The following is a 26,401-nucleotide window of genomic DNA, read 5'->3' as shown; positions in this document are numbered from 1 at the left end:
CAGAAAAAAGCCCTCATCCGCGGATGAGGGCTTTTTTGTTATCCCGATCAGGCTGCAGGCGGGCGTGTCTGCTCGAAACTGGCGCGCTGATCCCAGCGGGCGGCGAACTCTCCTAGCTCCGGATACGCGGAACGCCAATCAAACTCGGCGTAGCGCAAGTCGAGATAGTGAAGCGCGACAGCGACACTCAGCGCGCCCAGATCAACCGAGCGCTCATACTGGCCGCGATCCGCGTAGAGTGTGTCGAGCGTCCGGCGAATGCCGCGCTCCCAACGCTCTGACCAGAAATCCCATTGCTTGTCGGCGTCCCGCTGCATCTCGATCCGGCGTCCAATGGTCAGATCGATCAGACCATCAGCCAAAGCCTGCTGGCGCAGAACCAGAATGCGGCTTGCTCCGCGCTTGGGGATCCAGTTCTCATCATCCAGGCTGTCGATGAATTCGCAAATCAGCGGCGAATCCATCAGCGCCGGAGCCCCTTCCCGGGACAGAGCCGGAACCTTGCCGAGCGGGTTGGCTTCCAGAAGCTCGACCGGATCACTGCGCGGATCGCACTCGATCACCTCGATCTTGTGCTCCAGGCTTTTCTCGATGATCAGCGCCCGGCATTTGCGTGCATAGGGCGAGGTCGGCGACACAAAGAGTTTCACAGCACCAGTCCTCCATCAGAACCGGCATGAGGCCGTGCGTCCCTGAGAAAGGCAAGCTTTGGTCGCAGGCTGAGCGCTAGTCCGCCAGTTGTGCAGGTACGAGAGTCACACTCTCGCCACAACCGCAGGCATCGGTCTCGTTGGGATTGCGGAACACGAATTTGGCGTGAAGCGGAGTGACCTCATAGTCGATCTGCGCGCCCAGCAGGAATAACAGGGACTTGGCGTCCACCACGATTTCCACGCCCTGATCCTCGACCCGCTCGTCCAGCGGATCGGGTTCGGCGACGTAATCCATGACGTATTCCATGCCGGCGCAGCCGCCATTCTTGACTCCGACGCGCAGATAGCCCGCATCGCGGTCCGCCATGAGCTTCTTGACGCGCTCGGCGGCGGCTTCGGTCAGGGTGACAGCCTTGGGTCTTTGTCGGGCCATGATCGGCTCCTCAGAACATGTTCAGCGTCAGCTTGGCTTCGTCCGACATCCGGTCCGGCGACCAGGGCGGATCAAAGGTCAGCGTAACATCGGCGCGATCCACGCCGTTCACGGTCTCGCAGGCGTCACGAACCCAGCCCGGCATTTCGCCCGCCACCGGGCAGCCCGGCGCGGTCAGGGTCATTTCCACCTTCAGGATGTTATCGGGCTCCAGATCGACCTGGTAGATCAGGCCCAGCTCGTAGATGTCGACCGGGATTTCGGGGTCAAACACGGTTTTGAGCGCCTCGATCACATCATGGGTGATGCGTTCGATCTCTTCCGGGGGAATATCAAGCTCCGGCTTGGGTTCCGCATCCGCAGGCTGAGCTGACGCCGCCGCGGTCTCGACCGGCCTGTCCTCTGTCATGGACGGGGCGGCTCCCAGATCCAGCACGTCGCGCGCCTCGGCCTTGTTTTCAGTATCCATGCTCATCATGACCTCTAGATGAGAAAGCTCTTGGCTTTTCGCAATGCATCGAGCGCGGCGTCCACATCGGCCGCGGTGTTATAGGCGGCGAAGCTGGCGCGCACGGTGCCTACAACGCCAAAGCGTTGCATCAGCGGATGGGCGCAATGGTGCCCGGCCCGAACAGCGACGCCATACTTGTCCATCAATTGCGCCAGATCGTGCGGATGCGCGCCGTCCAGGCTGAAGGAGGTGATGGCGCCCTTGTCCTGGGTACGCCCCAGAATGGTCAGGCCGTCAAAGTCCGCGAGCCCCGCCTCGAACCGGTCCATCAGCTGGCGCTCGTGCTCCATGAGCGCGATGCGGTCGAGGCCGGAAAGCCAGTCGAGCGCCGCGCCCAGCCCGATCACCTCGGCGATGACCGGGGTGCCGGCTTCGAACTTGTGCGGCACGTCGGCGTAGACGACGCCGTCCTCGCGCACTTCGGCGATCATCTCGCCACCACCCTGATAGGGCCGTAGCCGATCCAGCCAATCGCCCGCCGCATAGAGCGCACCGACGCCATTGGGGCCATAGAGCTTGTGCCCGGTGACCACATAGAAATCACAGCCCAGAGCCTGCACATCCACCGGCATGTGTACCGCGCCCTGAGACCCGTCGATCAGCACCGCTGCGTCGACCGCATGCGCCTTCTCAACGATGGCCTCAACCGGAGAAACCGTGCCCATCACATTGGACATGTGGGTGATGGCCACCATCTTCGTGCGCTCGGTCAGAAGGCTGTCAAACGCCGCCATGTCGAGCGCGCCCTCACCGGTCACCGGAGCCCATTTCAGGACCACGCCCTTGCGTTCGCGCAGGAAGTGCCAGGGCACGATGTTGGAATGATGCTCCATCTGGCTGACGATGATCTCATCGCCTTCCTTCAGGGTTGCGCCAAAGCTGTCGGCCACCAGATTGATCGCCTCGGTCGCGCCGCGGGTGAAGACGATCTGGTCCGGCGAGGCCGCGCCCAGAAAACACGCCAGCTTGCCCCGGCTCGCCTCGAAGGCCTCGGTGGCTTCATTGGCGAGCGTGTGCAGGCCCCGGTGAACATTGGCGTAGGAATGCCGCCAGACATTCGCCACCGCCTCGATCACCGCTTCGGGCTTTTGAGCCGACGCCGCGCTGTCGAGATAGACGAGCGGCTTGCCATTCACTTCGCGCGTCAGGATCGGGAACTGGCTGCGGATCGCCGCCACATCCAGCCCGCTCGCGGTTTTCAGCTCTGCGGTCATCACAGCGCCTCCAGAGCCGTCATCAGGCGGGCCATCAGGCGCTCACGGTCTTCTTGATCACGCACGCGTTCAATCGGTTCCGCCAGGAAGCTCTGAGTGAGAAGAGCGCGCGCCTTGTAATCGGGAATGCCGCGCTGGCGCATATAGAAGAGCGCATCCTCATCCAGCGCGCCAAAAGCATTGCCATGGGCGCAGACCACGTCGTCGGCGTAGATCTCAAGCTCGGGCTTGGCGTCGATCTCGGCCTTCTCGTCCAGCAGCAGGCCGCGATGCTGCATCTGGGCATCGGTCTTCTGGGCCGCCTGCTCCACATGCACCTTGCCCTGAAAGACGCCCTTCGCGCCTTTGGCCGCGGCGCCCTTGAACAGCTCTTTCGTCACGCCGTTCGGGCCTTCATGGCGCACCACAGAGGTCTGATCGAGATGCAGGCCCTCATCCAGCACATAGGCGCCGTCAAGCTGCAGCTCGGCGCCCTCGCCGGCATGGCTGACATGGGTTTCAAGCCGGGCCAGTTTCGCCCCGAAGCCAAGCGTCGTCTGGTTCAGCTTTGCGCCCGGCGCCAGATCAATGAGGCTCGTCACGACCAGCGCCGCATCCGGAGACGCGTGCTGCTCGATCACACGATCCAGCTCGGCGCCCGGCATCACCACGATGACGAGAGTCAGATTGGCGAAACCGTCAGCCTCGACCGCATAGCTCTCAACCAGCTCGGCTTTCACGCCTTCAGGCACCAGCACCAGCACTTGCTGGTTGGAGACGCCGGAGCTGGCTTCAATGCCCAGCTCCAGACGTTCACCGTCTTCCAGCGTATAGACCTGAATGTCTTCGCCAAGTGCGGAAGCGAGGCGCGGCATCAGCAGGCTCGGCTCTTCATCCTGCTCGGCCCAGCCGTCCGGCTCGCGCGAAATGGTGAAGGTCAGAACGCCCAGATCAGCGGGCAGCTTGCCCACCACAGTACGAAGATCGGTCCACTTCCAGTCTTCCACCCGGCGATGGGGCAAGCCCTGTTCGGAGAGGACAGCGCGCAAAGGCGCATCAGACGGCAGCTGATCAATCAGCGCCGTCTCCATCTCGGTGAGTTTGAGCGCAACCGTCATTACGCGGCCTCGCCTGCGTATTTGTCATAGCCCTCTTTTTCGAGCTTGAGCGCCAGCTCAGGCCCGCCGGTTTCCTGGATACGGCCCGCCGCCATCACATGGACGACATCAGGTTTGAGGTAATCGAGCAGGCGCTGATAGTGGGTGATCACCAGCATCCCGCGCTCTTCATTGCGCAGGGCGTTAACGCCCTCTGCGACCACCTTCAGCGCATCGATATCGAGGCCGGAATCCGTCTCGTCGAGGATGAGGAATTTGGGCTGCAGCATCAGCGCCTGGAAAATCTCCATGCGCTTCTTCTCACCACCCGAAAAGCCCACATTTACCGGGCGCTTGAGCATGTCATTGCTGATGCCGAGTTGAGCCGCAGCTTCACGCGCCAGCTTCATGAAAGCCGGCGCCGGGACTTCCTCCTCGCCGCGCAGGCGCTTCTGGGCGTTCAGCGCTTCCTTGACGAAGGTCAGGGTCGGAACGCCGGGAATTTCAACCGGGTACTGGAAGGACAGGAAGACACCCGCCGCGGCGCGCTCTTCAGGCTCCATCTCGGCGAGGTCCTGACCGTCAAAGCTCATGGAGCCGCCAGTGATCTCATAACCGTCACGGCCCGAGAGCACATAGGACAGGGTGGACTTGCCACAGCCATTGGGCCCCATGATCGCGTGGACTTCACCCGCAGGGACTTTCAGGCTTACGCCTTTGAGGATCTGGCGGCCGTCGCCGTCTTCCGCATCCACGCGCGCTTGCAGGTTTTCAATCACCAACATGGTCGTCTTCCTTATCGTCGCGCCGGCGCATGAGAGGGAGGCCGGCTCGAACCCTTTATCGTTCAGGCGCAGCGCAGAAAAGCGCGCGCAATTCGTCTCGCCCTAAAGCTCCGCCTCGCAGGCATTCAGCAACAGGTCCGCATCATGGCCTGAGGCTTCAAAAGCCGGTCCTTGCGTCAGCACACAGGCAGCGTCGGCGTAATCGGTATCGAGTTGATAGACGAGCACCAGCCCGTCCTCGGTGAACACATAGGTGGTGTAGCTGTACTGAACCGCCGAGCCGCGGGAGGAAATGCCGATCAGACCCGTCTGCACGTCCGGCGTCAGATCAAACCCGCTCACCTCGCCTGCAGGTTCAAAACGCTCGTCGCTGACCTGCTGCCAGATGCGATAGACCGTGTTCACAGTGCCGGTGAAGTCCGGAACGATCAGCTCCAGATCGCCGTCCTGATCAAGGTCTTCAAGCGACGGGCCGGACACGGCGTTGCCATGCTCTTCGCCGAAGCGCTGCAGCTCCGCGCCGTCTTCGATCGCGAGAACGCGGAACTCATAACCGCCCTCGGTCACGGAATAGATCAGGCCCGTCGTATCGGTGACCAGCTGCACGCAGCCTTCCGCGAGGCCTTCGCCGCACATGGCGAGACGGGCGCCGGGTTGCGCCACAGACGGCGCCGCCGCCTCACTGCAAGCCGCTAGAAGCATGGCGCTCAGAGAGACGCAGCCAAGCAATGGGAAAGGCATCAGACGTATCACTCCACACTCCCTTGCAGCGGCACCTTCAGAACTCGCACAAAGGCGCTCACGTTATCCTCTGGACCATTCAAGATAGCCTTCTCGACCTTGGCCAAGGGGAAAAGAGTGCTTCCATTTCCTGACAAAACAAAAACTGTTGAAGGCGTCGGCGCAGCACCCAGCAATTGTTTGTTCTCAGGGTTTTCTTGAATCCACTCTTTAAAAGAAAACCAGTTGTAATCTATATCGCTAGAGCGCCTTAAGACCTCACCGACATAAGCACCTGTACGGATGACTGTGAGATCGAAACCTTCTTGCTCTGAAACTGGTTTACTAAAGAATTTTGGTCTTACCTGCTTCAGATGAAGCTTACCTAGATAAGCATCGATAAACTTCAAAGAGTCCTCTGAATAGTCCAACCCATCTCGATTTAGATGAGACCCCGCCAGCACAGAGCCCTCATCGCTTATCAAGGGAACAACGAAATCCTGGACGATCTCATTCACTGGCTTCACCCCACACTCCCCTCGAGCGAGACTTTCAGGAGGGCCTGGGCTTCCACAGCGAATTCCATGGGCAGCTCCTGCAGCACTTCGCGGCAGAAGCCGTTCACCAGGAGCGCCACGGCGCTTTCTTCATCCAGACCCCGCTGACGCGCATAGAAGAGCTGTTCCTCGGAGAGCTTGGAGGTCGTCGCCTCATGCTCCAGCGTCGCCTTGGGCGTCTTGCATTCGATATAGGGCACGGTGTGTGCGCCGCAGGTATCACCGATCAGCAGGCTGTCACACTGGGTGAAATTGCGCGCGCCTTCAGCCTTGCCATGCACGGAGACGAGCCCGCGATAGGTCTGGTCGGATTTGCCCGCCGAAATGCCCTTGGAAATGATGCGCGACTTCGTATTGCGCCCCAGATGGATCATCTTGGTGCCGGTATCAGCCTGCTGACGGCCATTGGTCACGGCGATGGAGTAGAACTCGCCCTGGCTGTTATCGCCCTTCAGAACGCAGGACGGATATTTCCAGGTGATCGCGGAGCCGGTCTCGACCTGGGTCCAGCTCACTTTGGAATTGCGGCCCCGGCAGTCGGCGCGCTTGGTGACGAAGTTGTAGACCCCGCCCTTGCCGTCCGCATCGCCCGGCCACCAGTTCTGCACCGTGGAGTATTTGATCTCGGCGTCATCAAGCGCCACCAGCTCCACCACGGCGGCGTGCAGCTGGTTCTCGTCGCGCATGGGCGCGGTGCAGCCTTCGAGATAGGACACGTATGCGCCCTCATCCGCGACGATCAGCGTGCGTTCAAACTGGCCGGTGCCTTCGGCGTTGATCCGGAAATAGGTGGACAGCTCCATCGGGCAGCGCACGCCCTTGGGCACATAGACGAACGAGCCGTCCGAGAAGACCGCGCTATTGAGCGTAGCGAAGAAATTGTCGGTCACCGGCACGACCGAGCCGAGATACTTCTTGATCAGCTCGGGATGCTCGTGAACGGCTTCCGAGATCGGCATGAAGATCACGCCGGCCTTTTTGAGCTCTTCCTTGAAGGTCGTCGCCACAGAGACGGAGTCAAACACCGCATCCACGGCCACCTTGCGCTGTGAGCTTTCATTGCGCGCTTCGGCGGCGCTCGCGTCAGCGCCTTCAACGCCCAACAGAACCTCGGCCTCTTTCAGCGGAATGCCGAGCTTCTTGTAGGTATCCAGCAGCTCCTGAGGAACTTCGTCCAGGCTCTTGTATTTGGCGGCATCTTTCGGCGCGGCGTAATAGTACGCATCCTGATAGTCGATGGGCGGATAACCGACCTTGGCCCAGTCCGGCTCCTTCATCTGGGTCCAGCGCTTGAACGCTTCCAGGCGCCATTCCAGCAGCCATTCCGGCTCGCCCTTCTTCGCCGAGATGAAGCGCACGGTGTCTTCGCTCAAACCCTTGGGCGCGCGCTCTTGCTCGATCTCGGTGGTGAAGCCGTACTTGTACTTGTCAGATTCAAGCTGACGTACGTCTTCGATGGTTTCCTTGACCGCAGGCATAAGCCGCTTCCTTCTTCAGTCTCAAACCGCAGCGCGAGGGCGCAGACGGGTATATTCATACAGCCAGGCGTTCGCGAACGCCTCGATATCGTCTTGCGTCGTCGTCCAGCCCAGCGAAATGCGCAGCGCGCTTTCCGCATCCGCCGCCGACGCGCCCATGGCTTCGAGCACTTTGGATTTACGCACCTTGCCCGATGAGCAGGCCGAGCCGGCGCTCACGGCGAAGCCATTGAGATCAAGCGCTATAACCTGAATTTCACTCGGCCAGCCCGGCGCAGACAGACACAAGGTGTTGTCCAGCCGGTCTGCGTCTTCGCCCCAAATGGGGATTTCGGGCGCACCCGCCTTCAGCCGCGCTTGCAGATCATCACGCAAAGCCTTGATCTGGCTCAGTTCTTTGTCTTCGCCCGCAACAGACGCCGCTGCACCGAACCCGGCGATCCCGGCGACATTCTCGGTGCCCGCACGACGGTTCTTTTCCTGTCCGCCGCCGATCAGTTGCGGCGCCACACCGGCTTCACAGGCCACCGCCAGAGCGCCCACGCCTTGGGGTCCGCCGAGCTTGTGGGAGGAGAAAGCGGCGAAATGCGCAAACGAACCGGCGAAATCAAACCCGGCCTTGCCCAGCATTTGCACGGCGTCGATGTGATAGAGATGGCCTGCCTCACGGATCATCAGGCCCGCTTGCGAATAGGGCTGGATCACGCCGGTCTCGTTATTGGCCGCCATCAACGCAAACAGGATCGGCGTTTCACCTTCTGTTTCAGCGCGTTGAAGGCGATCTTTGAGCCAATCGAGATCCGCCTGACCGGACTTCAGAACTGGCCAGACTTCACAAGGAACGCCCAGCGTCTGCGCTGCTGCGCCAACTGCATCATGCTCAATCGCCGAGACGATGACACGGGTCGCGCCGGCGGCGATCCCGGCCTTGAGGCCCAGATTGTTCGCTTCAGTGCCGCCCGAGGTGAAGACAAGGTCTTCCGCCCGCGCGCAGATCTTTTTCGCGATCACGCTGCGCGCGGCCTCGACCCGGGCGCGCGCCGCCCGCCCCGGCCCGTGGACCGAGGACGGATTGCCCACAGCCTCCAGCGCCGCCATCACGGCGTCGCGGGCCTCAGGCCGGACCGGAGCGGTCGCGTTATGGTCGAGATAGACCGTCACTCCGCCGCCGCCTCCAGCTGGGCGTCACCTGTCCGGCGCCGCATGGACATGCCCATGACACGGCGCTCCAGCACGTCTTCCAGCGTCACATCATTGAGGAAGAGATGGATATGGCGGCTCAGCTCATCCCACAGATCGTGAGTGATACAGCGGCGACCGCTTTCCAGACAGCCCTTCGCCTTGCCCTGACAGCGGGTCACATCCACCGGCTCTTCAACCGCCAGCATGATGTCGGCGATACGGGTTTCCTTGAGCGGGCGCGCCAGCTTGTAGCCGCCGCCCGGACCGCGCACGGATTTGACCACGCCTGCGCGGCGCAGCTTTGCGAACAATTGTTCGAGGTAGGAGAGCGAGATTTCCTGACGCGAGGCGATGTCGCCCAGGGGCACGGGTTTCTCAAGGCTGGCCTGGGCCAGATCGACCATGGCCATCACTGCGTAACGCCCCTTGGTGCTCAGCTTCATGACAATTTCCTTGGCTAACCCGAACAAATAAGCGCGGCGCGCTCGCATTATGCGGCCCGGCTGTGCTATGAGGCCGACCCGTTTGTCTCACATCGATCGCGTATCAGGGAGCTAATATCCCTAGCGCGAGAGTCAAGTATTAGGACTTGGTTTTCCCATACTCCTTGCACCACCTGGAAATCAATTCCTGAGTGCAGAGCTAGGGAAATTGCAGCAGGACCCGTAATCCTTCCATGCCCGACGTTATCATTCCCGGCCCGGCCGGCCGCCTTGAAGGCAAATACAGCCCCTCCAAGACCCCTGGCGCGCCCGTCGCGCTGATCCTTCACGCGCACCCGCGTGGCGGCGGTCATATGGACACGCCGGTCACCACCATGATGTATGACGAGTTCAAGGCGCGCGGCTTTTCCGTGCTGCGGTTCAATTTCCGCGGCGTGGGACGCAGCCAGGGCACGTATGATCAGGGTCTGGGCGAACTCTCTGACGCCGCGACGGCGCTCGACTGGGCCCAGGCGCATAACCCGAACGCCTCCTATTGCTGGGTGGCCGGGCATTCCTTCGGCGCCTGGATCGCCATGCAGCTTCTGATGCGTCGTCCGGAGATCGCGGGCTTCATCTCGGTCTCTCCGCCGACCAACATGTATGATTTCAGCTTCCTCGCGCCCTGCCCGGCTTCGGGCCTGATCGCGCACGGCGAGTCTGACGCCATCGTGCCGCACGATGAGATGGAGCGCGCCATGAGCAAGGTGCGCACCCAGAAAGGCATCGTGATCACCCACGACATCATCAAGGGCGCAGGGCACCTGTTCACCGATCACCTTGATCCGCTCGAAACGTCCGTGAAGACCTATCTCGACAAGCGCCTTCCGGAAGTGGAAATCGAGCGCTCCGAGATGGCGAGCACCGGCAAGCGCTAGGCGCCGCCCGAGCCGACATGAAAAGCCCCGGTCAGCTGGCCGGGGCTTTTTCTATGCGGGATGAACGAGCCGGCCGCCGGTTTGCGGCGCCGCAACGCCGGTTGTACCCGGATAGCTCAATGGCAAGCCGCGCTCTGTGCGCGCCGCCAGCACCGCAAAGGCCTCCGCCTCGATCAGATCCCCGCGCCAGCCCACGGCCTCGGCATTGCAGACGGAGATTCCCGTCGCCGCGCTGATCCGGCGCAGAAGGTCGGCATTCTTGCGGCCTCCGCCACACACGATCAGCCGCTTGGGACGCTCGCTGCAGGCCTTCAGCCCAAGCCCAATCGCTTCAGCGGTGAATTGGGACAGGGTCGCGGCCCCATCCTCCACACTCAGATTGCGCGCAGCATCGAGCGAGAAGTCCCAGCGATCGAGCGATTTGGGGCCTTCCAGCGCGAAATGCGGATGCGCCAGCAATTCCGCCAGCCCGGCTTCCAGAACCCGACCTTGAGACGCCAGCGCGCCGTCGCGATCCATGGGCTCGCCGGTGCGCTCCTCAACCCAGGCGTCGATCAGGCCATTGCCGGGACCGGTATCAAAGGCTTCCAGCTGACCATCCGATCGGATCAGCGTGAGATTGGCGACGCCGCCAATATTGAGAACGCCCAGAGGCTGCTCGAGACCCGCCCAGCGCGCCAGCACCTGATGGTAGATCGGCGCCAGGGGCGCGCCCTGTCCGCCCGCCGCCATATCGGTGGTGCGAAAGTCATAGGCGACCGGAACGCCCAGCCGGTTCGCGAGCGCCTGCCCTTCCCCCAGCTGGCGGGTCTGACCGTGTCGCCCGTCCTTGGGCGGGTGATGGACCACCGTCTGACCGTGAAAGCCCACAAGTTCAATATCGGTGACGGCAAGGTTCGCCATTGCGGCGACCCGTTCCACCGCCCGCGCATGGGTCTCGGTGAGCACGCGCTCAGCATCCCGGAAAATCGCAGGCTCCTCGCCCTCGAACCGCCAGACCAGCGCCGCGTCCACCGCCGCTTTCAGCACCGCACGCTCCTGGGGCTCAAACGCCGTCTCGCAGCCCGGACCGAAACGGGAAATGGTCTCGCCATCGGTGTCCAGCAGAACAGCGTCCACGCCATCCAGCGAGGTGCCGCTCATCAATCCGATCGTGATCATGGCGTATCCTGTTGGCTCTCGGTCTCGGGTGTGGGTTCAGAGGCGGTTGGCTCCGGCGCTTCCGCTTCCTCTTCCTGCGCGGCTTCGGCCTGTTCGGCGCGGCGCTCGGCTTCCAGCGCATCAAGCTCGCGCTCGGCGGATGTGCCTTCGAAGATGCGGCGGAACACGCCCGGGGCCAGCGCGGACAGAGGATTGGCGGTGACCCGGGTTTCACTGAAGGGGCCGCTGACAGAGAAGGTCACCCCGATCACACCCTCGCCCTGACGCGAGGTGAACAGCTCGCCGAGAACCGGCACTGAACCCAGAATGGAGTTCACGCCGTAGGACGGCAGTAATGTGCCGTTCACGGTCAACCGCTCTTCGCTGAAGTCCACAAGCCCCGTCCAGGTCGCGCCCAGCGAGGGACCGGCGACGCGAGAGTCGCGCATTTCCAGAATGCCGTCCTGCCAGACGAACTGACTTTCCAGCCGTTCAAACCCGATGCCCTGACCGCTCAACAGACCGCCCAGCCCTTCCAGCGAACCGGCCGCCAGAATGCGCGCGAGCAAAGGCATGCGGTTCAGGGTGAAATTCTCAACCTCGATCTCGCCGCTCACACCGCCCGGCTGGCCCAGCGGCGGCGCGACGCCATTGAGCATCAGGGCGCCGCCATAAATGTTGTCAAAACCGGCAAAGGCGGACAGCAGCAGCCCCGCATCCGGCCCCAGGGCGCTAAGCCGACGCACGCCGGAGCCCTCTTCAGGTTCGAACCGGACAATAACGGGACCACCCGCCGCATCCGCCTCAAGCACGAAGCGCGCAACGCCCTCCGGACGGGTGTTCAGCGTCAGCCCCACATTGGTGAACGCCTGATCACGCACCAGAACACGCCCCAGCACGCCTTCAAAGTTCACCGCGGCGTTCAAATCGCCGCCGCCGGAGGGGGCGGCCATGCCGAACAGGTCCCTGGCGTCCAGGAAGGGTCCGCTGACGGCGATGTCCAGAACGCCCTCCGGACCATCGGGACGTGAAATCTCGGCGCTCAGATCCATACGGTCGCGAATGAAGACGCGCGCCGCCTCAGCGGACAGCAGCCGTCCGTCCTCCGCCAGCTCGGCGCTGGTATCCAGCACCACGCCCTCACCGTTCAGCTGTAGCCGGTCGAGGCGGATCGCACCTTCGTTGGAGATATTTGCCGACAGGGCAGCGGTTGCGGGCTCCCCGGATGGCTTGTCCCAGAGATTGGCCGGCAGGGCGATGGCGGCGTCGTCCAGATCCAGATCCAGGCTCACTTGTGAAAACTCGAGCCCGCGTCCGGTCAGCACTGCTTCCACGCCAACGGCGCCATCCATGAAGCGGCGCAGCGGCAAACCGATCTGATCGAGCTCCCGGGCGGTCATGACCGAGCTGACCCGCACCTGCGTGGGGTCTGCGTCCGGGCCCAATCCAAACGTCTCCGACCACACGATATGGGCATCAGCGGACGCAATGCGCGCATCGCCTTCCGCATTCAGCCCCTCCGGCGTCACGGAAATCGCCACAGTCCCGTCACTAAGATCGATGCCGGGCGGCCCGGCCGGGCCGGACACATCCTCAAACTCACCGGAGAACTCATAGCCCAGGTCTTCCGCCGGGACCGAGCGCAGCATGGGACGACGGATTTCAAAGCTCAGCGCCCCATGCCCGCCAAAGGACTGGGGGCTGAAGCCGTACTCGCTGGCGAGATTAAGTGGAGGCTCACTGACCAGCATCAGGATGTCGTCTACATCACCGACGCCACTGCCTCCGAACCGGGCGATCGCGCCCTTGGGGTTCAGACGCGGGATGTCGACATAGATGCGGGTCGCCTCGATATCGCCGATCCGGCCGCCCGCCCCTTCAAGAGAGAGCGAATTGCCGCGCAGCACAGCGTTTCCTGACAGCCCCATCAGGGGTGTCATGGTGCTCATATAGCGCACGTCCGCATCGGTGAAATTGAAGCTGAGCGTCAGATCCTCGTCTTCAATCGCCTTGGCGGCCAGAGCCTCAGCGCGGAGGTTGAGATCCAGCGTGGCGCCATTGATCCGCCCGTCCAGAATGCTGTCACGGACCCAGTCACGGGCGCCAAGCGCGAAATCGACCGGCCAATGGTTCAGCACATCCGCCTTGCTGAGCGTGCCTTCGACGGGGCCATTCAGCTTCACTGTGGGCCGCAATCCGGCGTCGGTGTCCTCAATCGCCAGCGATCCGGTGAACCGTGCAGTCGCTGCAGGCAGGACGGCGTTCAGGGTCTCAAAGCTGATCAGGCGCTCATCAATATCGAGACGCCCCGCCAGATCAGCGGAATTCCAGTGCAGGGGTTCGGGAAACACACCGTTCAGATCAAGACGCCCCGCCCCGGATGTCAGCTCATACAGCGCACGGGCTGGAATGGCGTCATCATAGGTCGAGAAGTCATGCAAAGCCCCGCTCAACGACAGGGTCAGAAGATCGGAGTCCACGCTCAGATCATGAAGGTCCAGACGTCCGGCCTCCACATCAAGCGCCGCATCGATCCGCGCCGTGCGAATAGCGGTCTGCTGTCCGCCGGACCGGATCACCCCGGTGTCCGCCTCCATCTGCAGGCTGGCCTGTCGCAGGCCCGCCTCACGGGAGGCGTCAAAGACGAGATGCATGTCAAAGGGCGCATCGAGCGCGGCCAGCCCTGTGAACGGTCCCTGCATTGGCGCCGTCGCTGCAGGGACGAGATCTGACAGGCGCGCTTCGACAAACACGCTCTCAAGCGACCGTCCCGACTGCACATCAAGGGTGATCGGCGCGAGCCCTGCGGATGTCACGAGACCGCCCTGAGCCCTGAGGGACAAGGCGCCGTCTGTTAGCTCGAGCACGCCGCCCATGCCTGTGAAAAGGCCGGTCCAGTCGTGATACTCGTCCCGCATCTGCAAGGTGACATCAGACACATCCACCCGGAGCAGACGCGCAAAGACGCGGCTCGCCTGGTTCATGTCGAAATCCGGAACGGCGTCATCACTCTGCCGGGATGCGCCGAAGCGGTCTTCAAGCGCGCCCAGCCCGCCTGTCAGCCGTCCGAGTGCGTCACGGTAGAGCCAGAGCGTGCCGCCACTAGCTTCCAGGCTGACCGGCGCTATGCGTCCGGTCATCAGAAGATCAAGGGCCACTCCGGCCTCGATCTGGTCAGACGCAATGATCACATCCCCATCGGCGCGCGAGATGCTGACGTCCCGGGCCGTCACCACGAGCGCGGCGTAGGCAGGATCGAAACTGATCTCCAGATCACCAATGGCCGCGGCATCGCCCTTAACGGCGTCCAGCAGCACTTCGGTGACGACCGGCCGGATCATCTCCGCATTCACCGGGCCTTCCGCCAGTCGCCAGAGCGCCGCGCCGAACGCCACCACAGCCAGCGCCAGAAGCGCAGCAATCGCTTCAAGCAGGTACAGAAGTGACAGGCGGGCGATACGGCGCATGTGAACTCAAAGTCGGGTCGCGACTGGACGCGGCGGGACGAAATGACAATCTTCCGCACCAATGGTTCGGAAATCATCAAGGACAACACTCATGAGCGAGCTTAAGCCCGGCGACAAGGCCCCTGACTTCACGCTTCCTGCAGATGGCGGCCGCCAGGTGTCATTACGTGAGCTGCAGGGCAAATCTGTCGTCCTGTATTTCTATCCCAAGGATGACACCCCGGGCTGCACAACGCAGGCGATCGGCTTTTCCGAAGCGATCAGGGACTTTGACGCCGCAGGTGCGGTTGTCATCGGCGTGTCCAAGGACACCGTAGCCAAGCACGACAAGTTTCGCGACAAGCATGAGCTGAAGGTCATCCTGGGCTCTGACGAATCTGGCGAAGTGATCGAGGCCTACGGGGCCTGGGTCGAGAAGAACATGTATGGCCGCACCTATATGGGCATCGAGCGCTGCACCTATCTCATCGGCCCGGATGGCGTCATCCGGCAGGTCTGGCGCAAAGTGCGCGTAAAGGGACATGTGGACGCTGTGCTTGAGGCGGTGAAAGCAGCCTGATGCGACAGACGGCCCTGCCCTGTGTGATGGAAATGGCGGCCCGCGTGGTGGCGGCGCCAGAGCCTTCGGACAAAGTCCGGCTGGCCCATGCGGTCGCTGAGGACTGGAACGCAGGCCGATTGCAGGCTCCGGAGCGTGGCGCGCGCGCCTGCGCGCCGGACGCCCCCGGTCGACCGCCCCGTCCCGAACTCAGGCCGCCCGCCCAGGTGCCCAAGCGGAAACTGGGCAATCCGGAGGGCCGTTTCGCACTGATGCACGCCGTGGCCCATATCGAACTCAACGCCATCGATCTGCATTTTGACATGGTGGCGCGCTTTGCCGGCGATCCGCGCATTGCGGACGATCAGCGCCAGGCCTTCGTGTCGGACTGGATCAGCGTGGGGGATGACGAGGCGCGTCACTTCACCCTGGTGCGGCGTCGCCTGCAGGAGATGGGCGGCGATTACGGCGATGTGCCGGCCCATGACGGATTATGGGAATCCGCCAGCAATACAGCTGACGATCTGGCCGCACGACTGGCGATAGCGCCTCTGGTGCTGGAAGCGCGCGGCCTGGACGTCACCCCGATGATGATCGACAAGCTGCAATCGGTGGGCGATGCGGCGAGCGTCGCCATTCTCAAGGTCATCTACGACGAAGAGGTGGGCCATGTCGCCGCAGGGGCGCGCTGGTTCGAGCATGTGTGCCGCGATGAAACGCAATCGGCCGAGCACTGCTTCCACCGCCTCGTCTCGACTTACTTTCATGGCGCTCTCAAGCGCCCCTTCAACGAGCCTGCACGCACTGCGGCGGGGCTGCCGGGATGCTTCTATGAGCCCTTGGCGGACGTGCTCTCATGAAACCAGCGCTTGCAAGACGCGCCAACGCACCGGACAAATTCAGACCTGTCCCATAGGGACCGGAACGAGGCTTGCAACGGATCAGTTGATAAACGATGCGTTATCATGCCAGATAGCGCGTCGAGGGGCGAGGATAGCGAGGCAACGCAGTCGGATGGTGAAACGACTACTGGCCGGGCCGTGGGAGCAGATCAAACAGCGCTTCCCTGATCGGCAGATCTATCACCGGACCGAAGGTCAGGTGCGATACTTCGCTATAACGACCGAGATGCAGCTCTCGGCTATCGGTGGCGTGTGTCTGCTTGCCGTCTGGCTGTCGCTGACCACGGTCGGCATGCTGCTGGACGGGCGCGCGGATCATCGCACCAAGCAACAATTTGCTGAAATCGAAGCGGAATACCGCAATGAGGTTGATGAAGCGCGCGCCGCAGAGGCCGCCGCCATCGCCTATATGGAATCGCGCACGGATGCCTTCGACCGCACGGCGGGCGAATTCCAGATGCGCCATGACACCCTGCGTCGCCTGCTCGATTTCGCCGACGACCTGTCTGTGGGTGAAGAGCGCGAGAGCCCCAGCCTTGATGAAGGCCGCATTCTCATGGCCGCCTCTCCGGCCGACCCTGATCCGCGCCAGGCGCTGCTGGATCCGGTTGGCGAGGAAGCCTTTGACGGCCTCGCCGAAGAACGTGTCGCCGCCCTGCTCGCAGATCAGGAAGCCGCTCTTGCAGAGGCCGAGAACGCGGCCGAGCGTCGGCTGGAAAATCTGCGCGCCGTGCTGCGTCTGACCGGCATGCGCGTTGACGAGGCCATGCAGGAAGGTCCGCTGGAAAGTGAAGACGGCGGCACCGGCGGCCCGCTGATCAGTCTGGATCAGGCGCCGCTCTTCAGTGATGCGCTCAATCTCGAAGACCCGTTCAATGCTCGCGTCGCCCGCATCGCCAACCGGCTTGTGGAGAGCGAGCAGGTCGAGGCGCTGCTCAATGCAACGCCGCTGGGACTGCCGATTGACGGGCCTTTCCGCGAAACTTCGCGGTATGGCGCCCGGATCGATCCGTTCACCCGTCGCCTTGCCATGCATGCCGGCAAGGACTTCGCCGCCTTCCGCAATGCGCCTATTGTTGCACCGGCTTCAGGTCGGGTCGTTTACGCGGGCTGGCGAGCCGGGTATGGTCGTACGGTCGAAGTGGATCACGGCTACGGGTTCCGCACGCGATATGGCCATCTTCATTCCATCGACGTGCGCCGCGGCGATGAAGTGGAGCTGGGACAAAGACTGGGGGGGATGGGGTCGACCGGCCGTTCAACCGGAACGCACCTCCACTATGAAATCTGGTTCCGCGGCGAGCACATTGACCCCGAAGACTACATAAGAGCCGGACGCTATGTTCACTAAAAAAGATACGCCCCCCAGCGACAACCCTGCAGCCGCCGCCGCTCCTGCTCCGACCAAGAGGTCCGCCATGAAAGCCAAAGCCCCTTCCATCCTGAGCTCCGATCTGAAGATCATCGGCTCCATCGTCTCTGATGGCGAAGTGCAGCTGGACGGCACAGTTGAAGGCGATGTTCGCGCCACCGACCTGACCATTGGCGAGGAAGCCTCCATCAAGGGCGAAGTGGTCGCCGAGAACGTGGTGATCCGCGGTCGTGTGAACGGCTCCGTTCGCGCCCGTCAGGTTCAGCTGTCCTCGACCGCACGCGTTGAAGGCGACGTCATCCACGCGACCCTCGCTATCGAGAGCGGCGCGTATTTCGACGGCCTGTGCAAACGCTCCTCCGACCCGCTGTCGGACGCAAAACCCTCGCCCGCTGCTGCGAAACCGGCAGCTCAGAGCGCAGCCCCGACGAGCTCGTCTTCAGCGTCCTCCACCACGCCGCCGCCGGCGGCCGCTGCTGCAAGCTCTGACAAGGCGGTCGCCAACGACCCCTTCACGTCGAAGTCCTGAGACTTGTGACAGACTGAATGCAAAAGGGCCGGTGCGATGCACCGGCCCTTTTCATTTCCTGAGGTGAACGGAGCCTCAGTCCTCGTCGGTCTTGCCCACACGCTGCGCCAGAGCCGCAGCCATGAAGTCATCCAGATCACCATCGAGCACGCCCTGGGTGTCGGACGTCTCCACCTGGGTGCGCAGATCCTTGACCATCTGATAGGGCTGCAGGACGTAAGAGCGGATCTGGTGGCCCCAGCCGATATCGGTCTTGGAATCCGCATCGGCTTGCGCCGCTTCCTCGCGCTTTTGCAGCTCAAGCTCGTACAGACGGGCGCGCAGCATGGTCCAGGCGTTCGCCCGGTTCTTGTGCTGGGAGCGATCGGTCTGACAGGCCACGACGATGCCGGTCGGCTCGTGGGTCAGTCGGACGGCGGAATCGGTCTTGTTGATGTGCTGACCACCCGCGCCTGAGGCGCGATAGGTGTCGGTGCGGACATCCTTGTCCTCGATCTCGATCTCAATGGCGTCATCCACCAGCGGATAGGTCCAGACCGAGGCGAAGCTTGTATGGCGGCGCCCCGAGCTGTCATAAGGCGAAATCCGCACCAGACGGTGCACGCCGGCTTCGGTCTTCAGCCAGCCATAGGCGTTCTCGCCTTTCACCAGAATGGTGATGGATTTCAGCCCGGCCTCTTCGCCCGCCTGCGCTTCGATCACCTCGACCTTGTAGCCCGATTTCTCGGCCCAGCGGGTGTACATGCGCGCCAGCATGGAGGCCCAGTCCTGCGCCTCGGTGCCGCCCGCGCCCGGGTGAATCTCCAGATAGCTGTCATTGCCATCCGCTTCCCCGGACAGAAGCGCCTGCAGCTCGGCCTTGCCCGCGCGCGCGCGGAGCCCTTTCAGGGCCTCGGTCGCGTCCTGATAGAGGTCGTCATCGCCCTCCATCTCCGCCATTTCAGCAAGCTCGAGGGTGTCGGCGAGATCCGCATCGATCTCCTTCACCTCGGTCATGGACTGATCAAGGCGGTTGCGCTCCCGCATGAGCGCCTGGGCCTCGGTCGGCCGGTCCCACAGCGTGGGGTCTTCCGCCTTGGCGTTCAGTTCATCCAGTCTTTTCTCGGCCGTAGGCCAGTCAAAGACGCCTCCGTAGCAAGGCGGTGGACTGTTCGATGGCGTCTTTGAGTTCAGCGATCTCGGCGCGCATGGCGGATCTCCTGATGGTCTGGGAAGGACATTTCTGGAAGGGGTCGATAAACGAGGCGCAGCCCCCGGACAAGGGACTGCGCCTGTTAGGTTCGGAAGCGCAGATGCAAAAGGCTAGTAAAGCCCGCCCAGTGCATCCTCTTCCTCTTCATCATCGGGCGTATCGGGCTGGTTGCCATCGGAGAAATCAATCCCCAAGGCATTGGCGCCAAAGCTGAGGGTTTCTTCCGCTGCACTCTGGCCGCGTTGCGGCTCGGTGCCCGGCTTGAACGCCTCAAGGATCACGCCGGGGCGACCGATCACGCCCGGTTCGCCGGTCTCGCGATCAATCGGCGCCAGGCTCACCCCGTCCGGCACCCGGAAAGGAGCGACGGAATAGGTCTCAAGCGCCGTGCCCAGGAATTCAGCCGCCACAGGCGCCGCCACACGGCCGCCCGCCTCGCCCGAGCCCAGAGGACGCGGATTGTCAAAGCCCACATAGACGCCCACGACCAGGTCCGGGCTGAAGCCCACGAACCAGGCGTCATGGAAGTCGTTGGTGGTGCCGGTCTTGCCGCCCAGCGGACGCCCCAGAGAGCGCAGCGCCGTCGCAGTGCCGCGCTCCACCGCGCCTTCAAGCATGTGCACGATCTGATAGGAGGTCACAGGGTCGATGACCTGTTCGCCAAGCTCGGGCAGGCGCGGCTCATGCAGGGACGGATCATAACCGCCCGGAACGGCGCACCCGACGCACTCACGCTCGTCATGGATGTAGATGGTGTCGCCCGAACGGTCCTGGACCCGGTCAATCAGGGCCGGCTCGATCAGACGGCCGCCATTGACCAGCGCGCCATAGGCGCCAATCAGCCGCATCAGGGTGGTCTCCCCCGCCCCCAGCGACATGGCGAGGGTCGGTTGCAGGTCATCATAGATGCCGGTGCGCTCGCCAATATCCACGATCGGCGCCATGCCCATATCCTGCGCCAGACGCACGGTCATGACGTTCCGCGACAGCTCCAGCCCGCGACGCAGGGTCGAGGGCCCGTAGAAGACTTCCGAATAGTTCTGCGGACGATAGAACCGCATCTCCGCATCGCCGGACGCCACAAACGGCGCGTCCAGAATGATGGAGACGGGCGTGTAGCCGTTTTCCAACGCAGCCGCATAGACGAAGGGCTTGAAGGAGGAGCCCGGCTGACGACGCGCCTGAACCGCGCGGTTGAACTGGCTGTGCTGGAAGGAATAGCCGCCGACCATGGCCAGGACCCGTCCGGTGAACGGGTCAATCGCCACGATGCCGCCATTCACCGCCGGCAGCTGACGCAGGCCATAGTGATCATCCTCGACCGTTTGCTCGGGAGCATCCTCGGCGACGAGATCCTCAACGATCACCACATCACCAAGCTCCAGCGCGTCGGACGGCCGATTGATCGCGCCGCCCGTGCGCGGGAAGCCGTTCTCATCCCGACGCGGTTCGCGCGCCCAGGCCAGGGCGTAGAGCGGGATGCGGCCCCGGCTACGATCTGCAAAGCCGATCATGGCGTCTGAATCCGTCAGCTCCAGCACAACCGCCAGACGCCAGCCCTCATCCATATCCGCAGGCGGCTCGATCTCGGACAGCTGATCCGGCCAGGCGTCGAAATTCTCGAGCGTCGTGACAGGACCGCGATAGCCGTGACGCCGGTCATAGTCCTCAAGGCCGTTGCGCAGGGCCTGACGGGCTGCAAGCTGCATCCGGGTGTCCAGCGTGGTGCGGATCGACAGACCGCCTTCATACAGCTGATCCTGACCGTAGCGGTTGAAGACCTCGCGACGCACCTGCTCGACGAAATACTCAGCCGCCAGATACTCGTCGCCGTCCAGACGCTCGGTGGTTTCGAGCGGCATTTCCATCGCCGCCTCGCCAGCCTCACGGCTGACCACGCCATTAGCGATCATGCGCGAGATCACCCAGTTGCGACGCCCGATGGCTTCTTCGGTGTTGCGAGTGGGGTGGTAATTGCTGGGCCCTTTGGGCAGAGCGGCCAGATAGGCCGCTTCATGCAGTTCCAGCTCGTCCAGCGACTTGTCGAAATAATTCAGCGCCGCAGCCGCAATGCCATAGGCGCGGTTCCCCAGATATATCTCGTTGAGATAGAGCTCGAGGATCTGGTCCTTGGTGAAGGCGCGCTCCATGCGGCGCGCGATGACGATTTCGCGGATCTTGCGATCAATGCGCTGGTCAGAGCTGAACAGGAAGTTCTTGGCCACCTGCTGGGTGATGGTGGAGCCAGACTGAAGCGCTGCGTTGGGATTGCGGATCCGGGAAATGATCGAGCGAATGCCGCCCCGGACCATGCCCAGATAATCCACGCCGCCGTGATTGTAGAAATTCTTGTCCTCGGCCGACAGATAGGCGTCGATCACCAGCGGCGGGATGTTCTCGATCGGGACAAAGACGCGGTGCTCGATCGCGTATTCCTGGATCAGACGGCCATCGCCCGCATGAACCCGGCTCATGATCGGCGGTTCGTATTCCGCCAGCTGCTGGTAATCGGGAAGGTCATCGGTGACCCGGACCACATAGACCGCGCCTGCAATGACGCCGATCACGCCCAGCACCACCGCCGCGCTCACGCCCCAAATCAGCGCGCGCAACGCGTTTTTCCAACTCAACAGCTTCATCTTGCCCTCTTAGACGGCGCGCAAGGCCTGCCCGCCCACGCCTTATTACGCCCGCAGATGGCGCTATTATGGCGTGGGTTGGCCGTCAACCCAATGGTCTATGCAGATAAGAGGCCAGATCAGCGGGTGCTGGAGGCGGACGTGTTGTTCTGGGCAATGTAACGCTCGCCCTCGCCGCCCTGACAATGGGCGAAATGCGCATCGATCGCTGCGGCGGCAGACTGCATCAGACGACGCCGGTCTGTCGCGCTGTTCAGACGATTGGCGTCATTGCGGTTCGTCAGAAAGCCCATCTCGAACAGCACCGCAGGCACTTCCGCATCAATGAGGACGGCAAAGTTCGCGCGCATCGCCGTATCCCGGAACAAGGGGTTCACCCGTCCCACTTCGGTGCGCAGGGCGTCAGCGAAGCGTTCAGACTGGCTTTCCTTGTTGGTCAGCGACATTTCAACAAGGATACGCGAGACCTCTTCAGGACGGTTGGAATCCACCCAGTCGCCCTGGCTGATGGCGCGCGAGCGCGCCCGGTCAACGGCGCGGTGGTTCATGGAGTACACCGTCGCCCCTTCAGGCGTAGAAGATGAGCCCGCCGAGTCGGCATGCAACGAGATAAACAGGTCTGCTTCCGCCTGACGCGCGATCTCGACCCGGTCATACAGGTCCACAAACACATCGCGATCCCGCGTCATGATGACTTCATAACGGCCGGTCGCGTTCAGAATATCGCGCAGCACAAGGCCCGCCGCGAGGTTCACATCCGCCTCGTCGCCGCCACCAAAGCGCGCCAGAGCGCCCGGATCACGTCCGCCATGGCCAGGGTCGATCACCACGCGCACGGCCTCACAAGCCGGCGGCGCCGCGGAGACCACTGCGTTTTCCACAAGAAACTGCGCCATATTGGTCGTCTCGGACGGGAAGCCCGACACTTGCTGGAAAGTGCTTGAACCCACCGGAATGAGGTCCACGACCGTGCGATAGCCGCCGCCGTCCGGATCCAGAGAGAAATGATGATCAACCGTAGACGGCTCGTTCAGCGCGAACACCAGGCGCGGCGCGCCCGCCTGCCCGTCAAACTGGAAGCGTCCGACCAGCCCATCGCCCTGCCCCTGACGGTTCGGCAGCTCGGGCACATCCCAACCGGCCTGGTCAAAGGAGACCACCAGACGGGAGACAGGTTCGGCCAGCGTAAAGGCGCGGGAATCAAGCGGCGTTTCGCTCTCGATGACGATGCGGGTATGCGTTTCATAGGCGCCAAAGCGGACTTTGGTTATGTCGGACGCGAACGCCGACCCTGAGGTCAACGCCAGGGCGCAAGCGACAACATTCGCCATCAATCGCATCATGACCACCACCATCCCGAGGTCCCAAGCGGGTTTTGCGTCATTTCAGAGCGCGCAAAACTCCAGTCTGCGACAACATAATACGACACGCCTTGAGATTCGGTTAGCGAGTCCTTTACGAGACTCTAACACGGCGAAGCTCGCTTTTCATTGGCGACATTCTCGTGCAATGTGATTATGTTCGACAGTCAGGAACGGACGCGTCCGCGCGCCGCCTGCACCGAAGACCCTTGAAGATCCGCGCTCCGGCGCAAATCTTCAGACCAAACAGATTTCTGGACGACGCGGGAGGGCTCACGCCCGCCGCCGGCGCCACAAGCCAGAACAGCTGGCGCATGGGTGACAGTTCGAATCAGAACCGCCCCTGCCCGGTTAAGGACAGACCCATGATGCGCGCTCCCGCCGCGAGATCATCTTTATTAAGAACAGATCGCCGCCGAGCGCGTTCCATCCACAATCGCTGCATGTCTGACGCCGCCTCCTTGTCGAGAGCGGCTCTCGGCGTGCGGTATGGAGCGTTTTTTAATGTCACGCAAAATGCTGATCGACGCCGCCCACCCGGAAGAGACCCGGGTGGTGATTGTCGACAACAATCGGGTTGAGGAATTCGATTTCGAGTCGGCTTCCAAGAAGCCCATTCGCGGCAACATCTACCTCGCCAAGGTTACACGCGTAGAGCCCTCGCTTCAGGCGGCCTTCGTGGAATATGGCGGCAACAAGCACGGCTTTCTCGCCTTCAACGAGATCCACCCCGATTACTATCAGATCCCGCATGAGGATCGCGCCGCCCTGCGCGAGGCGGAAGCCGAAGTCGCAGCGGATCTGGGCGAAGACGCCAACACCGATGAAGACGGTGAAGACGCCCCCGCGCCCGATGAGGACGATCTGATCGACGAAGCGGCGCGCCGTCGCCGCTCTTTCCTGCGCAAATACAAGATCCAGGAAGTGATCAAGCGCCGTCAGGTGCTGCTGGTGCAGGTCGCCAAGGAAGAGCGCGGCAACAAGGGCGCCGCCCTGACCACCTATCTGTCGCTCGCCGGCCGCTATTGCGTGCTGATGCCGAACACCGCTCGCGGCGGCGGCATTTCGCGCAAGATCACCAATGCGTCTGACCGCAAGCGCCTGAAATCAGCCGTGTCCGAGCTGGCCGTGCCCCAGGGCATGGGCCTGATCATCCGTACTGCGGGCGCTGCGCGTACCAAAGTCGAGATCAAACGCGATTACGACTATCTGATCCGCCTGTGGGAGACGATCCGCACGACGACGCTGGAATCAAGCGCACCCAAGCTGATCTATGAGGAAGGCAATCTCGTCAAACGCGTGATCCGCGATCTCTATGACAAGGAGATCGACGAGGTGCTGGTCGAGGGTGAGGACGCGTACAAGGAGGCCAAGGCCTTCATGCGCATGCTGATGCCCAGCCACGCCAAGAAGGTCCAGCACTACCGCGACGCCACCCCGCTCTTCCTGCGCCATCAGGTGGAAAGCCAGCTCGAGGCGATCCACTCGCCCATCGCGCAGCTCAAATCCGGCGGCTACATCGTCATCAACCCGACCGAAGCGCTCGTTTCCATCGACGTGAACTCGGGCAAGGCGACCAAGGAACGCAATATCGAGCAGACGGCGCTCAAGACGAACATGGAAGCCGCTGAAGAAGCGGCGCGCCAGATGCGTCTGCGCGACCTCGCCGGCCTTCTGGTCATCGACTTCATCGATATGGACGAGAACAAGAATGTTCGCGCCGTCGAGAAGAAGATGAAGGATTCGCTCAAGCGCGACCGCGCCCGCCTGCAGGTGGGCCGCATTTCCCAGTTCGGCCTGATGGAAATGAGCCGCCAGCGTCGCCGCACCTCGCTGGTGGAAGGCTCTTCGGACACGTGCCCGCATTGCCAGGGCTCGGGCCATATCCGCTCGATCGAATCGAGCGCGCTCGTGGCTCTGCGCACGCTGGAAGAGGAAGGCGTTCGCGGCCGCACCGCCAAGGCGCGCCTGCGCTGTTCGCCGGAAGTCGCGCTCTACATCCTCAATGAAAAGCGTGATCACCTCACCGCCATCGAGGCGCGCTATGAAATGAGCGTCACGGTGGATGCCGATGACAGCCTGATCCGTCCCGATTGCCAGCTCGAGCGTCTGGAAAGCCGCCGGGAACAGGCCCGCGCCGTGGCGGAAGCCGCACGCGCGGAGACGCCGCTCACCAGTGCTGACGCGGTCGAAATCGATGTGGATGATGACGTCGACGAGATCGAGGACGAGGACGAAGCGACCGAGCGCGAAGCCCGCCCGGCCCGGTCCGCGTCTGAAGAGACCAATGACGATGGCTCCAAGAAGCGCCGTCGTCGCGGTCGCCGCGGTGGTCGCAATCGCCGCAAGCGCAATGATGAAGCCGGTTCGCAGGACGACGCCGAGGCCGCACTCGAGAGCGCTGACGACGAACCCCGGGCTGACGCCTCTGATGCCGGCTCCGACGAGGAAGTCGCCGGTCTTCAGGTGATCGAACCGTCTGAGTCCGAGCCCTTCGGCGCCAAGGACGGCGAGGAAGAAGCGGCCCCGCGTCGCAAGCGCCCCAGCCGTCGTCGCCGCAAACCCGCTGATCGCGTCGAAACGGCGACGGAAGAGGCAGCCGCCTCTGAAGAGCCCGGCGATGAGTCTGCGCAAGAGCTGAGCGCCTCTGAAGACGCTGCGACGTCTGAAGAGGAAGCGCCCGCAAAGCCGAAACGTCGTCGTCGCACCCGCGCCAAACCGGCGGACGAGACGGCGCAAGCCGATGAAGCCTCAGCGCCTGAAGCCGAAGCTGAACCGGCAGCGGCCGAAGACGAGGCTCCGGCCAAGCCCAAGCGCCGTACGCGTCGCAAGAAGGTCGAGCCAGACACCGAGGTCGCCGCTGAAAGCGAAGCGCCCAAAGAGGACGCGGCCGAAGCGGACGCCGCAAAGCCCAAGCGTCGCACGCGCCGCAAGAAGGCCGAGCCGGAAAATACCGATGTCGCCGCACGTGAAGCCATGGAACAGGCCAGCGCGCCTGCCGAGCTGAGCGTTAAGGAGGCCAAGGCTGAGCTGGACAAGCAAGACGCCAAGGCCGAACCGGCCCCAGAACCCAAGGCTGAAACCGCCCCCGAGGAAGCGCAGAGCGCATCTGACGAGGGTGATTCCCAGGAGGCCCGCCCCGCCAAACGCGGCTGGTGGCAAAAATCCTCCAAATTTCTCGGCCTGAGCTAGGCAAACAAACGGCGCCGGATGTCACACTTCCGGCGCCGTTTTCACCTTCTCTGGCGTGTCACCCTGCAAGGCGATAGACTTTGCTTCTGGCTGGGTCGGC

Annotated in this window: 22 protein-coding genes; 6 read left to right on the top strand and 16 right to left on the bottom strand. The window is 62.8% G+C overall.

The annotated features are described in order from the left end of the window. Positions 1-47: 47 nt before the first annotated feature. The 11 genes from ACFELO_RS06095 to ACFELO_RS06045 all read right to left on the bottom strand — a co-directional run bounded on the left by ACFELO_RS06095 (position 48) and on the right by ACFELO_RS06045 (position 9,052). Positions 48-650 (bottom strand): glutathione S-transferase, encoded by a 603-nt coding sequence (locus ACFELO_RS06095; RefSeq protein ID WP_440959656.1) that lies wholly within the window; start codon positions 648-650, stop codon positions 48-50. Positions 651-726: 76 nt separating this feature from the next. Then, positions 727-1,086: a HesB/IscA family protein gene (locus ACFELO_RS06090; RefSeq protein ID WP_440959655.1), complete on the bottom strand. Its 360-nt coding sequence runs from the start codon at positions 1,084-1,086 to the stop codon at positions 727-729. 10 nt (positions 1,087-1,096) lie between these two features. Further along, positions 1,097-1,555: an SUF system Fe-S cluster assembly protein gene (locus tag ACFELO_RS06085; RefSeq protein ID WP_440959900.1), complete on the bottom strand. Its 459-nt coding sequence runs from the start codon at positions 1,553-1,555 to the stop codon at positions 1,097-1,099. Between the two features lie 14 nt (positions 1,556-1,569). Then, the gene (locus ACFELO_RS06080) at positions 1,570-2,811 is read right to left on the bottom strand and encodes a cysteine desulfurase (RefSeq protein WP_440959654.1); all 1,242 of its coding nucleotides are present in this window, start codon (positions 2,809-2,811) and stop codon (positions 1,570-1,572) included. Next, on the bottom strand, positions 2,811-3,908 hold the full coding sequence (gene sufD, locus ACFELO_RS06075; protein ID WP_440959653.1) for a Fe-S cluster assembly protein SufD: 1,098 nt from the start codon (positions 3,906-3,908) through the stop codon (positions 2,811-2,813). The genes ACFELO_RS06080 and sufD overlap by 1 nt, the downstream gene beginning before the upstream one ends. Beyond that, a complete protein-coding gene (sufC, locus tag ACFELO_RS06070; protein ID WP_440959652.1) occupies positions 3,908-4,672 on the bottom strand; it encodes a Fe-S cluster assembly ATPase SufC in 765 nt (254 codons plus the stop codon). Before sufC ends, sufD begins: the two co-directional genes overlap by 1 nt. 102 nt (positions 4,673-4,774) lie before the next feature. Next, on the bottom strand, positions 4,775-5,413 hold the full coding sequence (locus tag ACFELO_RS06065; protein ID WP_440959651.1) for a hypothetical protein: 639 nt from the start codon (positions 5,411-5,413) through the stop codon (positions 4,775-4,777). An 8-nt stretch (positions 5,414-5,421) separates the two neighbouring features. Next, positions 5,422-5,910 (bottom strand): hypothetical protein, encoded by a 489-nt coding sequence (locus ACFELO_RS06060; protein ID WP_440959650.1) that lies wholly within the window; start codon positions 5,908-5,910, stop codon positions 5,422-5,424. Between the two features lie 5 nt (positions 5,911-5,915). After that, on the bottom strand, positions 5,916-7,427 hold the full coding sequence (sufB, locus tag ACFELO_RS06055) for a Fe-S cluster assembly protein SufB (protein WP_440959649.1): 1,512 nt from the start codon (positions 7,425-7,427) through the stop codon (positions 5,916-5,918). 21 nt (positions 7,428-7,448) lie between these two features. Then, positions 7,449-8,588 carry a cysteine desulfurase family protein gene (locus tag ACFELO_RS06050; RefSeq protein ID WP_440959648.1) on the bottom strand — a complete coding sequence of 380 codons (1,140 nt, stop codon included), beginning with the start codon at positions 8,586-8,588 and terminating at the stop codon, positions 7,449-7,451. Continuing rightward, positions 8,585-9,052 carry an Rrf2 family transcriptional regulator gene (locus tag ACFELO_RS06045; RefSeq protein ID WP_440959647.1) on the bottom strand — a complete coding sequence of 156 codons (468 nt, stop codon included), beginning with the start codon at positions 9,050-9,052 and terminating at the stop codon, positions 8,585-8,587. The genes ACFELO_RS06050 and ACFELO_RS06045 overlap by 4 nt, the downstream gene beginning before the upstream one ends. A gap of 233 nt (positions 9,053-9,285) precedes the next feature. Here ACFELO_RS06045 and ACFELO_RS06040 point away from each other — a divergent pair, with 233 nt between their 5' ends. Continuing rightward, positions 9,286-9,969 carry an alpha/beta hydrolase gene (locus ACFELO_RS06040; protein WP_440959646.1) on the top strand — a complete coding sequence of 228 codons (684 nt, stop codon included), beginning with the start codon at positions 9,286-9,288 and terminating at the stop codon, positions 9,967-9,969. Between the two features lie 51 nt (positions 9,970-10,020). Here ACFELO_RS06040 and ACFELO_RS06035 read toward each other — a convergent pair whose 3' ends face one another. Continuing rightward, entirely contained in the window at positions 10,021-11,130 is a 1,110-nt protein-coding gene (locus ACFELO_RS06035; RefSeq protein WP_440959645.1) for an anhydro-N-acetylmuramic acid kinase, read from the bottom strand. Further along, positions 11,127-14,576, bottom strand: coding sequence for a YhdP family protein (locus ACFELO_RS06030; protein ID WP_440959644.1), 3,450 nt, complete (start codon positions 14,574-14,576; stop codon positions 11,127-11,129). Before ACFELO_RS06030 ends, ACFELO_RS06035 begins: the two co-directional genes overlap by 4 nt. Before the next feature lie 91 nt (positions 14,577-14,667). Between ACFELO_RS06030 and bcp the strand changes: the two genes are divergently transcribed. The 4 genes from bcp to ACFELO_RS06010 all read left to right on the top strand — a co-directional run bounded on the left by bcp (position 14,668) and on the right by ACFELO_RS06010 (position 17,917). Then, positions 14,668-15,135, top strand: a complete 468-nt coding sequence (gene bcp, locus ACFELO_RS06025; protein WP_440959643.1) for a thioredoxin-dependent thiol peroxidase — start codon at positions 14,668-14,670, stop codon at positions 15,133-15,135. After that, on the top strand, positions 15,135-15,974 hold the full coding sequence (locus ACFELO_RS06020; RefSeq protein ID WP_440959642.1) for a ferritin-like domain-containing protein: 840 nt from the start codon (positions 15,135-15,137) through the stop codon (positions 15,972-15,974). Before bcp ends, ACFELO_RS06020 begins: the two co-directional genes overlap by 1 nt. A 154-nt stretch (positions 15,975-16,128) precedes the next feature. Next, positions 16,129-17,367 (top strand): M23 family metallopeptidase, encoded by a 1,239-nt coding sequence (locus ACFELO_RS06015; RefSeq protein ID WP_440959641.1) that lies wholly within the window; start codon positions 16,129-16,131, stop codon positions 17,365-17,367. 67 nt (positions 17,368-17,434) lie between these two features. Continuing rightward, entirely contained in the window at positions 17,435-17,917 is a 483-nt protein-coding gene (locus ACFELO_RS06010; protein WP_440959640.1) for a bactofilin family protein, read from the top strand. Positions 17,918-17,992: 75 nt separating this feature from the next. Here ACFELO_RS06010 and prfB read toward each other — a convergent pair. The 3 genes from prfB to ACFELO_RS05995 all read right to left on the bottom strand — a co-directional run bounded on the left by prfB (position 17,993) and on the right by ACFELO_RS05995 (position 23,079). Beyond that, positions 17,993-19,106, bottom strand: a protein-coding gene (prfB, locus tag ACFELO_RS06005; RefSeq protein ID WP_440959639.1) for a peptide chain release factor 2 whose coding sequence is annotated in 2 segments (ribosomal slippage) — positions 17,993-19,036 and positions 19,038-19,106 — 1,113 coding nt in all. Because the reading frame shifts where the segments join, the coding sequence is not laid out codon by codon here. A 113-nt stretch (positions 19,107-19,219) separates the two neighbouring features. Continuing rightward, complete coding sequence (locus ACFELO_RS06000) at positions 19,220-21,748, bottom strand: penicillin-binding protein 1A (protein WP_440959638.1); 2,529 nt, start codon at positions 21,746-21,748, stop codon at positions 19,220-19,222. A gap of 119 nt (positions 21,749-21,867) precedes the next feature. Beyond that, positions 21,868-23,079, bottom strand: coding sequence for an N-acetylmuramoyl-L-alanine amidase (locus tag ACFELO_RS05995; protein ID WP_440959637.1), 1,212 nt, complete (start codon positions 23,077-23,079; stop codon positions 21,868-21,870). A 534-nt stretch (positions 23,080-23,613) separates the two neighbouring features. Here ACFELO_RS05995 and ACFELO_RS05990 point away from each other — a divergent pair. Then, positions 23,614-26,301: a ribonuclease E/G gene (locus ACFELO_RS05990; RefSeq protein WP_440959636.1), complete on the top strand. Its 2,688-nt coding sequence runs from the start codon at positions 23,614-23,616 to the stop codon at positions 26,299-26,301. Positions 26,302-26,401: the final 100 nt, after the last annotated feature.

The organism is Oceanicaulis sp. LC35 (assembly GCF_052055585.1).
GTDB lineage: Bacteria > Pseudomonadota > Alphaproteobacteria > Caulobacterales > Maricaulaceae > Oceanicaulis.
The sequence above is the reverse complement of the archived record's forward strand: the minus strand, read 5'-3'. Positions and strand labels throughout refer to the sequence as shown.